This is a genomic window from Pseudomonas sp. FFPRI_1 (genome assembly GCF_055384485.1).
Window position 1 is genome coordinate 355,001 of sequence record NZ_AP029168.1, and the last position, 14,094, is coordinate 369,094.

Genomic DNA, 14,094 nt, shown 5'->3' on the forward strand with positions numbered 1-14,094 from the left:
CGAAGCTACGGGTATCACGTAAGTGATGCGGTAGAGGAGCGTTCTGTAAGCCTGTGAAGGTGAGTTGAGAAGCTTGCTGGAGGTATCAGAAGTGCGAATGCTGACATGAGTAACGACAATGGGTGTGAAAAACACCCACGCCGAAAGACCAAGGTTTCCTGCGCAACGTTAATCGACGCAGGGTTAGTCGGTCCCTAAGGCGAGGCTGAAAAGCGTAGTCGATGGAAAACAGGTTAATATTCCTGTACTTCTAGTTATTGCGATGGAGGGACGGAGAAGGCTAGGCCAGCTTGGCGTTGGTTGTCCAAGTTTAAGGTGGTAGGCTGGAATCTTAGGTAAATCCGGGATTCTAAGGCCGAGAGCTGATGACGAGTTACCTTTTAGGTGACGAAGTGGTTGATGCCATGCTTCCAAGAAAAGCTTCTAAGCTTCAGATAACTAGGAACCGTACCCCAAACCGACACAGGTGGTTGGGTAGAGAATACCAAGGCGCTTGAGAGAACTCGGGTGAAGGAACTAGGCAAAATGGCACCGTAACTTCGGGAGAAGGTGCGCCGGTGAGGGTGAAGGACTTGCTCCGTAAGCTCATGCCGGTCGAAGATACCAGGCCGCTGCGACTGTTTATTAAAAACACAGCACTCTGCAAACACGAAAGTGGACGTATAGGGTGTGACGCCTGCCCGGTGCCGGAAGGTTAATTGATGGGGTTAGCTAACGCGAAGCTCTTGATCGAAGCCCCGGTAAACGGCGGCCGTAACTATAACGGTCCTAAGGTAGCGAAATTCCTTGTCGGGTAAGTTCCGACCTGCACGAATGGCGTAACGATGGCGGCGCTGTCTCCACCCGAGACTCAGTGAAATTGAAATCGCTGTGAAGATGCAGTGTATCCGCGGCTAGACGGAAAGACCCCGTGAACCTTTACTATAGCTTTGCACTGGACTTTGAATTTGCTTGTGTAGGATAGGTGGGAGGCTTTGAAGCGTGAACGCCAGTTTGCGTGGAGCCATCCTTGAAATACCACCCTGGCAACTTTGAGGTTCTAACTCAGGTCCGTTATCCGGATCGAGGACAGTGTATGGTGGGTAGTTTGACTGGGGCGGTCTCCTCCTAAAGAGTAACGGAGGAGTACGAAGGTGCGCTCAGACCGGTCGGAAATCGGTCGTAGAGTATAAAGGCAAAAGCGCGCTTGACTGCGAGACAGACACGTCGAGCAGGTACGAAAGTAGGTCTTAGTGATCCGGTGGTTCTGTATGGAAGGGCCATCGCTCAACGGATAAAAGGTACTCCGGGGATAACAGGCTGATACCGCCCAAGAGTTCATATCGACGGCGGTGTTTGGCACCTCGATGTCGGCTCATCACATCCTGGGGCTGAAGCCGGTCCCAAGGGTATGGCTGTTCGCCATTTAAAGTGGTACGCGAGCTGGGTTTAGAACGTCGTGAGACAGTTCGGTCCCTATCTGCCGTGGACGTTTGAGATTTGAGAGGGGCTGCTCCTAGTACGAGAGGACCGGAGTGGACGAACCTCTGGTGTTCCGGTTGTCACGCCAGTGGCATTGCCGGGTAGCTATGTTCGGAAAAGATAACCGCTGAAAGCATCTAAGCGGGAAACTTGCCTCAAGATGAGATCTCACTGGGATCTTGAATCCCCTAAAGGGCCGTCGAAGACTACGACGTTGATAGGTTGGGTGTGTAAGCGCTGTGAGGCGTTGAGCTAACCAATACTAATTGCCCGTGAGGCTTGACCATATAACACCCAAGCAATTTGCTTAGAAGCGAATTGCGGTGTGTGAAGACGAAACGAACCGAAAGTTTGCAAACACACAAAGCTATTACATACCCAATTTGCTGATACGTCGAAAGACGGCTCAGTACCCGAATTTCTTGACGACCATAGAGCGTTGGAACCACCTGATCCCATCCCGAACTCAGAAGTGAAACGATGCATCGCCGATGGTAGTGTGGGGTTTCCCCATGTGAGAGTAGGTCATCGTCAAGATTAAATTCCGAAACCCCAATTGCGAAAGCAGTTGGGGTTTTGTCTTTATAGTAGAAGTTACTGATTTCGCCGATACGTTGGCTTTCGAGCACAACGGGTTGGCCACAGAATTTCTTGACGACCATAGAGTGTTGGAACCACCTGATCCCATCCCGAACTCAGAAGTGAAACGATGCATCGCCGATGGTAGTGTGGGGTTTCCCCATGTGAGAGTAGGTCATCGTCAAGATTGAATTCCAAAACCCCTGTCTGCTTACGCAGACAGGGGTTTTGTTTTTGCGCTGAATAAAGCCACAAGGTGATACCGCGAGCACGAGTCACAAGTCATTACTCATGCAGATCTGTGTCGAACAAGCGATCACGGGGACCGTTCCAGCCTGATCCCTACTCTCGGCCCCTGCGTATCTTACCGCTTCTGCGAGCAATCAATTTGCGCCACCAAATGTAGATGCCTGTCAGCGACAGCATGGCGATCAGAATGCCCAAAGCAGCGATGATCAGCTGTCCCGTCATCCCGATGATCCTGCCTCCGTGTATCGGTAATTGCAGCCGATAGAAGCGTTCTCCCAGAGTGCCTTCCCCGGCTATTTCCTGGCCCAGTAGACGCCCATCCGTACCGTGGAAGAATAACCAGGATTTACCGTGCGCCTGGGTGTCGTGTTGGCCGAAGCCCGCTCCATAGAAGTTGTATTCGAAGCTGTAGTACAGCTCGCCAACAACCTCCTTCAAACCCAGTCGCCGTCCCTCCTCCAAGGCTCGCTCATAAGCCTGTTGATAAGTCAGCCGGGTAACCCCCAGTTCTGCCGTCGGTTGGCGCCCACGGGCCTCATAGACACTCGGCTCGATGGCTGAGAACAACGACACCACCGGTTTGAAGACCTGGCTCGGCAGGTTCATCGCAACGCTACTGATGGCGATCGGCAGCAGTACCAGCCATAACCACAATCCACCTGCCCGATGCAGGTCGAAGTTGAGTCGGTAGGCATGCCCTCCCTTGATCCTCCAGGCTGTGGACCACTTGCGCCAGAACGGACGGCCACGGGGCAGCGTGAGCAGCAAGGCCACGAAACAATCGATGACCCAGGCAATGGCCACCAACCCCATTAACCAGAGCCCCCAGTTGCCGGGCAGGCTCAAGTTGTAGTGGAACTCGAGCAGAAACGGCATCAGGTTTTCCCGTTGGAAACAACAGGCTCCCCAGAAGCGTTGCCCCTGCTGCTCGGCACTGACCGGATCCAGATAAAACACTTGATTGCGCTCGGGGTAAGGCTGCCCGGTAGTTGGATCCTTGCGTGGCACTGCCGCCAGCAGCGCGGTGTGTCCTGCCTCCTGGGGATACTCCATGTACCAGACCTGCAGCCGTGGGTGCTTGGCCTGCACTCGATCCACGAGAGACCCCGGGGCTAGTACCGGCCCCTTTGCGGAGGCTTGATAGAACTGGGGATTGAGCCATTCATCCAACTCGTGGTGAAAGGCCAGGACACTCCCTGTCAGTCCTGCCAGCAACAGAAACAATGCAGTGGCTAGACCCATGTAGCGATGCAACAGAACCAGAACGGCGCGCATGACATTTTCCCGTAGAGACGACAAAGCCAGCGGCTGTTGGCAGGCGCTGGCTTTGTAGGAATCACCTTGATTAGAACTGGTAGCTCACCGTGGCAGCGACGTTGCGCTCTTCACCCAGGTAGCAGTAGCTCAGGCTCGCACAGGAGGCGACGTACGACTCGTTGGTCAGGTTGTTGGCATTCAGGCGTACATCCACTCCCTTCAGGCCGACCTTGCCCAGGTCATAGCCGATCGAAGCATCGAACAGGGTATAGGCCGGCACCTTCATGCTGTTCTCGGCATCTGCCCAGCTGTAGCCCACATACCGCACGCCACCTCCCAGTCGCAGCCCATCGAGCGCCGCACTGTCGAACTTGTAGTCGGCCCACAGCGAAGCCATCTGCCGCGGCGCCTGGGTAGGAGAGTTGCCTTTGTTCTCGATGAGATTATTGGTGCTGCTCAAGGTACTGATCATCGACTTTGAATACTTGATGTCAGTGAAGGTGTAGCTGCCCAGCAGCTTCAGGTTGTCGCTCAGTTGCATGTGCGCTTCCAGCTCCAGACCCTGGGAGCGAACGGCGCCCACCGCGCGGTAGAAGTTTTCCTGGGGCAGTTTCGACGCGAGGTTTTCCTGGTCGATGCGGAAAACCGAAGCGGTGAACAAGTGGTCGGTGCCCGGAGGCTGGTACTTCAGGCCTGCCTCCCATTGGGTGCCATCTGTGGGGGGAAGCGGATTGCCGGCGCTGTCGGCATAGGAGTTGGGGTTGAACGACTCTGAATAGCTGAGGTAGGGGGCCAGCCCGTTATCGAACAGATAGAGCACCCCTGCACGGCCGGTGAGCTTGGTGCGCTTGTCCGTGATCTCGGTACCCAGCGGACGCTTGTCCTCAGCCAGGCGGTTTTCATCCGAGGTTTCCACCCAGTCCTGGCGTAGCCCCAGGGAGAAGCGCCATTGGTTCAGCTCGATCAGATCTTGCAGGTACACGCCGGTCTGCTCGAGGCGTCGTACATAGCTGGTGTGGCTGTAGTAATTGATCGTCGAGTTGCCATACACCGGATTGAATGCATTGATTGCCTGCAGCGTTCCCTGGTCCCAGTCCACCACGGTCTTGCGGCGCTGATAGTCAGCCCCCAGCAGCATCGTGTGTTTCACGTCACCGGTGAGGAACTCGGCCTGCAGCATGTTATCGACGATGAAGGAATGAAGCTTTTCATCCCCGCCCGAGTAGTAGCGGTTCAAGTCGTTGCTGGTGGCGTTGGTCCAGCCATAGGCATACACCTGATCGAGCTTCACCTTGGAGTCGAGGTAGCGGAAGTTCTGCCGCGCGGTGAAGACATCGTTGAAACGGTGTTCGAACTGATAGCCGAACGATTGCTGATCCCGCTTGTAGCCATCGATGCCGGGCTCACCCTCGAAGAAGTGCTCGGAAATACGCTGGCCGTTGCGTTGATTCAGGGTGCCGTTGGCCGGCATTCCGCCGTGGTAGCCGCCGTCAGGGTCATTTTGCAGGTAGGCCTGGAGCGTCAGGGAAGTGTCGTCGCTGAAGTCGATGCTCAAGGTCGGTGCCAGGGCAAAGCGCTTTTCTTGTGTGTGGTCGAACTGAGTGTCGGATTTGTCCGTCAGGCCGGTCAGGCGATAAGCAATGCGCTTGTCATCATCCAATGGCCCACTGAAATCGAACCCCAGCCCCTGCTTACCCTGGGTGCCTACTGTCGCCTGGATCTGGTGATAGGGCTCATAGAGCGGCTTCTTGCTGGTCAGGGCCACCAGGCCACCGGGCGAGCTGCGGCCATAGAGCACCGATGACGGCCCCTTGAGGATGTCCACCCGCTCGAGGAAATAGGGATCGACCTGCATGCTGCTGTAGGTACCGCTGTCGCCCATGGACTTGAGACCGTCCAGGTAGATGTTGTCCACCGAGCCGTCATTGAAGCCGCGCATCGCCACATAGTCGTAGCGGTGCGTGGCGCCATAGGGGTTGGTCAGTACACCGGGGGTATAGCGCATGGTCTGGGACACGGTCTGTGCGCCCTGATCGTCCATCTGCTCGCGGGTTACCACCGAAACGCTCTGGGATGTCTCCAGCAGCGCGGTGCTGGTTTTGGTGGCGATCTGACTGTGTGTCGCGTTGTAGCCTTCCATGTCTCCCAGGGCATTGCCCAGGGCAAAGCCCTTGACCTCGGTGGTCGGCAGGGCCAGGGCACTGCCTTGGGGCTCGGCGCGCAGGACATAACTGCTGCCATCCTGGCTGACCGCCTCAAGTCCCGAGTTCTGCAACAACTGGTTCAGGCCCTGGGTGATCGAATAATTACCCTGCAGCCCGGGCGACTGACGGCCCTGAGTCTGGGCGGGAGTGCTCGCCAGGGTGATCCCTGCCTGGCGAGCGAACTGGTTGAGTGCATCGCTGAGATTGCCCGGCGCTACGTTATAGCTGTGGTGGGGAGCCTCTGCACCGTTGGTGGCGGCCTGCACCAGCGGCGCTATGGCCCCAAGGCCGATGCTGGAGCACAGCAGGGCGGCACGGACAGCGGGGCGTAAAGTCTGGGCGCAGAGAAAGCTTGGGCGGTGATCGCGGACAGTCATGATGGGTTCCGTTGAAGTCGCAGGAAGCAGATTGAAGTGCTTACTGACTAAGCCGGACGTCCAGCGCAAACCCGCCAAAAAAAATCTCGACAGGCCAACTCAAGCCACAGCTTCCAGGGTCACCCACCAGCGTGTGCGGTAGCGCAGCTGCACCGGCAGGGTCTGGGGCAGGATGGCCAGCAGCTTCTCGGTGTCTTCCAGGCGGAACACCCCGGACAGGCGCAAGTCGGCAATGGCCGCAGAGCATCCCAGGTAGCCATGGCGATAACGGCCCACCTCCAGCAGAAAATCATCCAGGCGCATGTTGCGAGTCACGATCAGGCCGTCGGCCCAGGCACCGACGTCCATTGCCAGCGGCGAGACCGGTTCTGCCAGTCGGTGATCGATCCGATAGTTCTGGCCCGCCTCCACTCGGGCGGTACGGCCGTCTGCAGTGTGCGGCGAATGAATGGCCACACTGCCGTGCGTCACGCTCAGGCGCGTACAACGATCTTCCTGGCGCACCACGAAACGGGCATCGAAGCCTTCCAGCAGGGCGTGGCGACTCTCCACCAGCAGCGGACGCCGGATGCCGTCCTGATCGCCGCCACAAGACACCATGATTTCGCCATGGCGCAATTTGATCAGGCGTTGTTGCGCGTTGAAGTCCAGGTCTGCAGCACTGTTGGTATTGAGTTCCAGGCGGGTGCCGTCGGGCAGTTGGAAACCCCGTTGCTCGCCGACCGCCGTGGCGAAATCCGCGGTCCACTGTTGCCAGCCCAGCAGGTCGCCGCCGACCCAGGCGCTGGACCCCATGAGCAGGGCGCCACTGAGCAGTTTCAGGGCCTGGCGCCGGCCCAGGCGCTGACTGCTGTTTTCCAGGGTGTGCAATGCCACTTGGGCCCCGGGCACCGCTCGCAGGTTGGCATTGAGTTCCTGATGCAACGACTGCACCCGTTGCCAGGCCAGCTCGTGCTCCTGATGAGCGGCCCGCCACTGATCGCATTGCTGCTGCAGCTTGGAGTTGGCGCCGTTGTTGCGCAGGCGCAGTAGCCAGTTGATCGCCTGCTTGACCACCAGGTGATCGGGGTTGGGTTGGAGTGGCACACTGCCGGAATAGTTATCCACAGGCGTCAGCTCTCATAGCGCAGCAGGTAGCAGTGATAGAGCGCCTCGGCCACATAGCGCTCCACGGTGCGTAGGGACAGGCCCATCTGCTGGGCTATCTGCTTGTGGGTAAGTTCTTCGCACTGAGCCAGGAGAAACGCCTGGCGCACTTTGGGCCTCAATCCTTCGAGCATGCGCGCAATGCTTTCCAGCAGCTCTAGAATCAGTGTCTGAGCTTCAGCCCCGGGGGCCTCTGCTTCAGGTAAGTGGGCGATGGTTTCCAGGTAGGCGCGTTCGATTTCTTCACGTCGCCAATGATCGATCACCAGGCCCCGGGCGATGGTGCGCAAGAAGGCCCGTGGTGCCTTGAGCTCCAGGCGTTCGGTCTTCTGCAACAGGCGTACGAAAGTATCTTGGGCCAGGTCAGCAGCATCCGCGGCGTTGCCCAGGCGTTGACGCAACCAGCTGTTCAGCCAGCCATGATGATGGCTGTATAGCGTCTGTACGGCGAACTCGGGAGATGACATGGATGCGGACTGCCTGAGCGTCACAAATGATAATTAGTCGCATTGTCATTGAAGGTTTATCGATTTGGCAATAAGCAGGGCGCGGTCGGTCATCTGAAAACAGGCTGTGGATGCTCTGGCACACCGTTTGGCGGGATTCTGCAAATTCAGACGAGTAATTCAGATAAATCTCTAAGGGTTCGGGGATTCTTGCCGAAAAACTGATAAGACATGCGTGCACCAAAGTAGAGCGGTCAGAGAACATCGCCTGCGCTGTTACATGGAATGTTGCTTTACGGACGCATCCCCACTTTCGGCATAAGAAGTCCCATGAAATGAATCTCAAGTTCAGCCATAAAATCCTTTTGGCCGCCTCCGGCGTAGTGGTTCTCGCTTTTGCGTTGTTCACTTTGTACAACGACTACCTGCAGCGGAACACTATCCGACAGAACCTCGAATCCTCCATCCAGCAGGCTGGTGAACTGACCTCCAGCAGTGTGCAGAACTGGATGAGCGGGCGGATCCTGGTACTCGAGAACCTTGCACAGAACGTCGCTCACCAAGGCAGCAACGCCGACTTCCCCGGGCTGGTTGACCAGCCGGCCTTCACGTCGAACTTCCAGTTCACCTACGTCGGCCAGGCCAACGGCACCTTTACCCAGCGTCCCGACGCGAAGATGCCCGACGGCTACGACCCCCGTCAGCGTCCCTGGTACAAACAAGCGGTAGCCGCCGACAAGACCATGCTGACCCCGCCCTACATGGCGGCTGTTGGTGGCCTGGTAGTGACCATCGCCATGCCGGTGAAGAAGCAGGGCGAATTGCTGGGCGTGGTCGGTGGTGACCTCAGCTTGGAAACACTGGTGAAAATCATCAACTCGGTGGACTTTGGCGGCCTCGGCCATGCCTTCCTGGTCAGTGCCGACGGTCAGGTGATCGTCAGCCCGGACAAGGACCAGGTGATGAAGAACCTCAAGGACATCTACCCGGGCGCCAATGTGCGGATCGAGAGTGGCAACCAGGAAGTGGTCCTCAACAAGCAGGAACGCATCCTTTCCTTCACCCCGGTGACCGGCCTGCCAAATGCGCAGTGGTACATCGGTCTGTCCATCGACAAGCAGAAGGCCTACGAGCCGCTTAGCCAGTTCCGCACTTCGGCGCTGATCGCGATGTTCATCGCCGTGGGCGTGATCGCGGTGCTGCTGACCCTGCTGATCCAAGTGCTGATGCGTCCACTGATCACCATGGGCCGCGCGATGCAGGACATTGCCCAGGGCGAGGGCGACTTGACCCGTCGCCTGGTCGTGGAAAGCAAGGACGAGTTCGGCGAACTGGGTAGCTCTTTCAACCAGTTCGTGGAACGGATTCACGCATCGATTTCCGAAGTGTCCTCGGCCACGCGCCAGGTTCACGATCTGTCGCAGCGGGTGATGGCTTCGTCCAACGCTTCGATCATCGGTTCCGACGAGCAGAGCGCCCGCACCAACAGCGTGGCCGCGGCGATCAACGAACTGGGGGCTGCCACCCAGGAAATCGCCCGCAACGCCGCCGATGCCTCGCAGCACGCCAGTGGCGCCAGCGACCAGGCTGACGACGGTCGCCAGGTGGTGGAGCAGACCATCCAGGCCATGACCGAGCTGTCGCAGAAGATCAGCCTGTCCTGCACCCAGATCGAAACCCTGAATGCCAGCACCGATAACATCGGGCACATTCTCGACGTGATCAAGGGCATCTCCCAGCAGACCAACCTGCTGGCCCTCAACGCTGCCATTGAAGCAGCCCGTGCCGGTGAAGCCGGGCGTGGTTTCGCCGTGGTTGCCGATGAAGTGCGCAACCTGGCCCACCGTACCCAGGAATCGGCGGAAGAGATCCACAAGATGATCACCTCGCTGCAGGTCGGCTCCCGCGAAGCGGTATCGACCATGAACGCCAGCCAGGCGTCCAGCGAAGAGAGCGTCGAAGTGGCCAACCAGGCCGGTGCACGGCTGATCAGCGTGACTCAGCGGATCGGCGAGATCGACGGCATGAACCAGTCGGTAGCCGCCGCGACCGAGGAGCAGACCGCGGTGGTCGAGACCCTCAACGTCGATATCAACCAGATCAACCTGCTGAACCAGCAGGGCGTCGCCAACCTCAATGAAACCCTGAAGGACTGCGATGCGCTGTCGCAGCAAGCCAGCCGCCTGAAACAGTTGGTCGACAGCTTCAAGATCTGAGGCAGCCCCGGCAAGACCCCAAGGCCCGCTCCTGCATGACTGCAGGGCGGGCTTTTTCATGGCCGGCGTTCAGGCCGGGAGCTCTCCCAGCAGCCCCAGGTGCGTATTGATCACCTGCAACAGGCGCTGGCGTTGCGACTTGATGAAGAAGTGGTTGCCGGCCACCTCGATCAGCTCGAACTCGCGCCCGGTGAACTCACGCCAGTTGAGCATGTGGTTGGCGGTTGCCAGTGGGTCTTCGCTGCCATAGAAGGCGGTCAACGGAATGTCGAGGCAGCCGCTGGAGGTGTCGTACCAGGTCTCGAAGAGCTTCAAGCCATTGCGCAGCAAGCGTTCGTACGATTGCAGGTCGTTCTGCCCACGGGGCATTTCCAGGGGGCTGGCGCCGAGGGTCAGCAGCGCCTCGCGAAAGGCTGCGATTGGCAGCGAGTGCAGCAAGGGGCGCCGGGGCAGGCTGTCTGGGCTGCGACAGCCGGAGACGAACAGGTGGCGAGTCTTCCGGGGGAAATGTTCCTGGGCGTATTTACAGGTTTCGTACGCGAGCAAGGCGCCCAGGCCGTGGCCGAACAGGGCATGGGGTTTATCGAGCCAGGGGTCGAGGGCCGCAAAGGTGTTTTCCAGCAGGCTCGGCCAGTTGTCACAGGGCATTTCGTCGCGGCGCGGGCCATGGCCCGGCAGGTTGATCACCACCAACTCGATATGATCGGCAAGGCCAGTCGACCACACCCGCAACTGTTCCGCCGCCGCTCCGGCCTGGGGAAAGCAGATCAAGCGGATCCGGGTGTTTTGCCCTGAATTGATCACCAGCGTCCATTGTCGGGTGTCGGTGTACACAGCTTTTCCTTAAGCAAGTGACAGGCGGGTGGTGGGTGCCCCAGCCTGCAGGTGGCTTCTAACATAGTGGCTGCTGCCGCTGAATGCACGCCTGGGCTCGGCAAATCCTTTATCCAACGCAGTGCCTGGAATGAGGGTTGCAGCTATTCTCTGAAGGTCCGTGCAGGCCCTTGCTCGGTGAGCGGTGATTGTAAGGTGCCATTGTTTTTTGCCGGGCCAGCCTGCACCATCAGCCGATTTATGACAGCTCCCATGGACTCATCGCATTGGCGGCACGTTTGACTCTTTCCCGGACCTTGCGCTGGTTCTGCTCGGCACTGCTGCTGGCAGGCGTGCTGTTGGGCAGCCTGCAGGCCGATTGGGACTTTTCCCTGATCAGCCGCCGTGCCACGGCGCTCTACGGTCCGCTGGGCGCGGGCCAGCAGCGCATCGATGCCTGGCAGCACTTGCTGGCCACGCAGAAGCAGGTGTCCGAGCCTGAGCAGTTGAAGGTGGTCAACCTGTTCTTCAACAAGAACATGCGCTATGTGGAAGACATCGATCTGTGGCACCAGGTGGATTACTGGGAGACGCCGATCGAGGCCTTGTGGAAGGGCGCCGGCGATTGCGAGGACTATGCGATCGCCAAGTACTTCAGCCTGCGCCACCTCGGGGTGTCCAGTGACAAACTGCGTATCACCTACGTCAAGGCCTTGCGCCAGAACCGTGCGCACATGGTCCTGACCTACTATTCCACGGCGGATGCCATGCCGCTGGTGCTCGACAGCCTGGAGGACTCGATCCGCCCGGCCAGCGAGCGTACCGACTTGCTACCGGTGTATTCCTTCAATGCCGAGGGGCTGTGGCTGCCGGGGGCCAAGGGCAACAAGCGGGTCGGCGACACCAAGCGCCTGTCCCGTTGGCAGGATGTGCTGAAAAAAATGCAGGCCGAAGGTTTTCCGGTCGAGACGACTAACTAGGAGCACGAGCTCAGATGTCTTTGTTCAAACAACTGTTGATCGCAATCTGTGTGTTCCTGGTGGTCGCCTTCAGCGGCAGCTTCATGGTCAGCCTGGAAAGTTCGCGCACCCAGTACGTCAACCAGCTGCGCTCCCACGCCCAGGATGCCGCCACAGCGCTGGCGCTGTCGCTGACCCCGAACATCGATGACCCGGCGATGGTCGAGCTGATGGTCAGCTCGATCTTCGACAGCGGTTATTACGCCAGCATCCGCGTGGTGGACCTGGCGACCGACAAGACCATCGTCGAGCGCAGTGGCATTCCGGAAGTCGGCAACGTACCCCAGTGGTTCGTCAAGCTGATTGGCCTGGAGCCTGCCGGTGGCGACGCCATCGTCAGCCGTGGCTGGGAGCAGGCCGCGCGGGTCGAGGTGCTCAGTCACCCGATGTTCGCGGTGGCCAAGCTCTGGCAGAGCGCTCTGGGCAGCCTGGGCTGGTTGTTGATCTGCGGAGCCGTGAGCGCAGTACTCGGTGCGCTGCTGCTGCGTCGCCAGCTCAAGCCCCTGGACTACATGGTGCAACAATCCCACGCGATCGCCCGTCGCGAGTTCCTCAGCCTGCCACAGCTGCCCCGCACCCCGGAGTTGCGTCGGGTGGTGCAGGCGATGAACCAGATGGTCGAGAAGCTCAAGGCGCTGTTCCAGGAGCAGGCCGAGCGCAGCGAGAAGCTGCGCATCGAGTCCTATCAGGACAGCCTGACCGGGCTGGCCAACCGCCGGTATTTCGAGATGCAGCTCAATGCCCGGTTGAGCAACCCGGAGCAGGCCAGCTCAGGTTACCTGCTGCTGTTGCGGGTCAAGGACCTGGCTGGGCTGAACCAGCGCCTGGGCGGGCAGCGCACTGACCAGCTGTTGCAGGCCGTGGGCGAGCAATTGCTGCGCGAGTGCAACAAGTACCCGGAAACCCACAACCTGGTAACCCGGGTTCGTGGTGGCGAGTTTGCCGTGCTGGCGCCGGGGCTGGTGCGCGAAGAAGCGATCCAGCTGGCCCAGAACCTGGACAGCGCCCTGGGTAACCTGCATGCCACCGGTGCCACCGATGTGGCCTCGGTCGCCTCCATCGGCCTGGCGGCCTTTGCCCATGGTGATTCGCTGCAAGCAGTGCTGAGCCTCGGCGATCAGGCCCTGGCCCAGGCCGAAGCCCAGGGTGATGCCGGCTGGGCGTGCCTGGATCAGGGCGTCAGTGCCCGAGGCGGGGATGACCATCATGCCTGGCACCGCTTGCTGGACCAGGCGCTGGCTGAACAACGCTTCCAGTTGTATTTCCAACCGGTGGTGGCGGCCCAGGACACTACGCTGGTGCTGCATTACAAGGTGTTGTCGCGGTTGCTGGACGAGCAGGGCCAGACCATCCCGGCCGGACACTTCCTGCCATGGCTGGAACGCTTCGCCTGGACCTCGCGCCTGGACCAGCTGATGCTCGAACAGGTGTTGAAGCAGATGGCCGGGCACCAGCACAGTCTGGCCCTGAACCTCTCGGCAGCTACCCTGGCGGATCCTCAGGCCCTGAACCGAGTGTTCGAGACTCTGCGCCAGCACTCCGACCTGGGCTCGCGCCTGACCCTGGAAATCGGTGAAGAGCAACTGCCCGAACAGATCCAGCTGGAACAGTTGACCCGGCGCCTGCGGGAGCTGGGTTTCTCCCTCAGCCTGCAGCGTTTTGGTGGCCGCTTCAGCATGATCGGCAACCTGGCGCGCCTGGGCCTGGCCTACCTGAAGATCGATGGCAGCTACATCCGCGACATCGATCAGGAAAGCGACAAGCGCCTGTTCATCGAGGCCATCCAGCGGGCCGCCCACAGCATCGACCTGCCGCTGATTGCCGAGCGGGTCGAGACCGCGGGAGAGCTGCAGGTGATTCGCGAGATGGGACTGTATGGCGTGCAGGGGCAACTGTTCGGCGAGCCGGCGCCCTGGCGTTGAGGGGCTGATGCCGCCTTCGCCGGCTTGCCGGCGAAGCGTCAGATCAATCCGGTCTCGTCATCATTGATCAACCGGCTCAGGCCACCCAGGGCCTCACGGGCCTGGCTGCGATCCATCAACTTGGCCTGGGCCGCTGTCGGCAAGTCGGTGACGCGGATCACTCCCTTACTGGTCAGGACCTGAATCAGGTCGTCGAGTACCCGGATCATCTCCAGGTCGCTTTGCTTGAGCTGCTTGAGACTGACCTCTACTGCCTCATTGGCATACCAGGTCTGGATCTCGTGGTGATCGGCGGGCAGGGTCTCGGTGGCCTCGGCAAACGCGGCGGCTTCCACGCGAACCAGCTGACCTTGTGCATCGCGTTGCACGTAGAACATGGCAAATCCCTCAGGCATGTGTTTCGGC

General features: G+C 59.4%; 9 protein-coding genes, 3 rRNA genes and 1 pseudogene (1 of these 13 running past the window's edge). 7 read left to right on the forward strand and 6 right to left on the reverse strand.

Annotation, left to right across the window (positions count from 1 at the left end; translation table 11 throughout):
- From ACZ5BO_RS01685 to rrf (ACZ5BO_RS01695), 3 genes are all read left to right on the forward strand, one after another.
- Positions 1–1,748, forward strand: a 23S ribosomal RNA gene (locus ACZ5BO_RS01685) (it extends 1,144 nt beyond the left edge of the window).
- A gap of 134 nt (positions 1,749–1,882) precedes the next feature.
- Positions 1,883–1,998 (forward strand): 5S ribosomal RNA (rrf, locus tag ACZ5BO_RS01690).
- 113 nt (positions 1,999–2,111) lie between these two features.
- Positions 2,112–2,227, forward strand: a 5S ribosomal RNA gene (gene rrf, locus ACZ5BO_RS01695).
- Between the two features lie 155 nt (positions 2,228–2,382).
- Here rrf (ACZ5BO_RS01695) and ACZ5BO_RS01700 read toward each other — a convergent pair.
- The 4 genes from ACZ5BO_RS01700 to ACZ5BO_RS01715 form a co-directional block, all read right to left on the reverse strand.
- The gene (locus tag ACZ5BO_RS01700; RefSeq protein ID WP_464697922.1) at positions 2,383–3,564 is read right to left on the reverse strand and encodes a PepSY-associated TM helix domain-containing protein; all 1,182 of its coding nucleotides are present in this window, start codon (positions 3,562–3,564) and stop codon (positions 2,383–2,385) included.
- A 70-nt stretch (positions 3,565–3,634) separates the two neighbouring features.
- On the reverse strand, positions 3,635–6,127 hold the full coding sequence (locus ACZ5BO_RS01705) for a TonB-dependent siderophore receptor (protein WP_464697924.1): 2,493 nt from the start codon (positions 6,125–6,127) through the stop codon (positions 3,635–3,637).
- A gap of 99 nt (positions 6,128–6,226) precedes the next feature.
- Complete coding sequence (locus ACZ5BO_RS01710) at positions 6,227–7,234, reverse strand: FecR domain-containing protein (protein ID WP_464697926.1); 1,008 nt, start codon at positions 7,232–7,234, stop codon at positions 6,227–6,229.
- Between the two features lie 5 nt (positions 7,235–7,239).
- Complete coding sequence (locus ACZ5BO_RS01715) at positions 7,240–7,740, reverse strand: sigma-70 family RNA polymerase sigma factor (protein ID WP_464697928.1); 501 nt, start codon at positions 7,738–7,740, stop codon at positions 7,240–7,242.
- Positions 7,741–8,054: 314 nt separating this feature from the next.
- Here ACZ5BO_RS01715 and ACZ5BO_RS01720 point away from each other — a divergent pair.
- Together ACZ5BO_RS01720 and ACZ5BO_RS01725 are read left to right on the forward strand one after the other, a co-directional pair.
- Positions 8,055–9,080: pseudogene (locus tag ACZ5BO_RS01720) on the forward strand (HAMP domain-containing protein); the annotation flags it as partial.
- A 69-nt stretch (positions 9,081–9,149) separates the two neighbouring features.
- A complete protein-coding gene (locus tag ACZ5BO_RS01725) occupies positions 9,150–9,935 on the forward strand; it encodes a methyl-accepting chemotaxis protein (protein WP_371261384.1) in 786 nt (261 codons plus the stop codon).
- A 69-nt stretch (positions 9,936–10,004) separates the two neighbouring features.
- Here the strand turns inward: ACZ5BO_RS01725 and ACZ5BO_RS01730 are convergent, their stop codons facing one another.
- Entirely contained in the window at positions 10,005–10,769 is a 765-nt protein-coding gene (locus ACZ5BO_RS01730; RefSeq protein WP_025132468.1) for a thioesterase II family protein, read from the reverse strand.
- A gap of 266 nt (positions 10,770–11,035) precedes the next feature.
- Between ACZ5BO_RS01730 and lapG the strand changes: the two genes are divergently transcribed.
- Together lapG and lapD are read left to right on the forward strand one after the other, a co-directional pair.
- Complete coding sequence (lapG, locus tag ACZ5BO_RS01735; RefSeq protein ID WP_025132469.1) at positions 11,036–11,728, forward strand: cysteine protease LapG; 693 nt, start codon at positions 11,036–11,038, stop codon at positions 11,726–11,728.
- A gap of 14 nt (positions 11,729–11,742) precedes the next feature.
- The gene (gene lapD / locus ACZ5BO_RS01740) at positions 11,743–13,689 is read left to right on the forward strand and encodes a cyclic di-GMP receptor LapD (RefSeq protein WP_464697930.1); all 1,947 of its coding nucleotides are present in this window, start codon (positions 11,743–11,745) and stop codon (positions 13,687–13,689) included.
- Between the two features lie 38 nt (positions 13,690–13,727).
- On the opposite strand, the gene ACZ5BO_RS01745 is transcribed toward lapD, so the two are convergent.
- Positions 13,728–14,066, reverse strand: coding sequence for a hypothetical protein (locus ACZ5BO_RS01745; RefSeq protein ID WP_025132471.1), 339 nt, complete (start codon positions 14,064–14,066; stop codon positions 13,728–13,730).
- Positions 14,067–14,094: the final 28 nt, after the last annotated feature.

Coding starts and splice junctions, on each gene's coding strand:
- ACZ5BO_RS01700 (WP_464697922.1), bottom strand. CDS start 3,564: ATGCGCGCCGTTCTGGTTCTGTTGCATCGCTACATGGGTCTAGCCACT.
- ACZ5BO_RS01705 (WP_464697924.1), bottom strand. CDS start 6,127: ATGACTGTCCGCGATCACCGCCCAAGCTTTCTCTGCGCCCAGACTTTA.
- ACZ5BO_RS01715 (WP_464697928.1), bottom strand. CDS start 7,740: ATGTCATCTCCCGAGTTCGCCGTACAGACGCTATACAGCCATCATCAT.
- ACZ5BO_RS01725 (WP_371261384.1), top strand. CDS start 9,150: ATGGCTTCGTCCAACGCTTCGATCATCGGTTCCGACGAGCAGAGCGCC.
- lapD (WP_464697930.1), top strand. CDS start 11,743: ATGTCTTTGTTCAAACAACTGTTGATCGCAATCTGTGTGTTCCTGGTG.
- ACZ5BO_RS01745 (WP_025132471.1), bottom strand. CDS start 14,066: ATGTTCTACGTGCAACGCGATGCACAAGGTCAGCTGGTTCGCGTGGAA.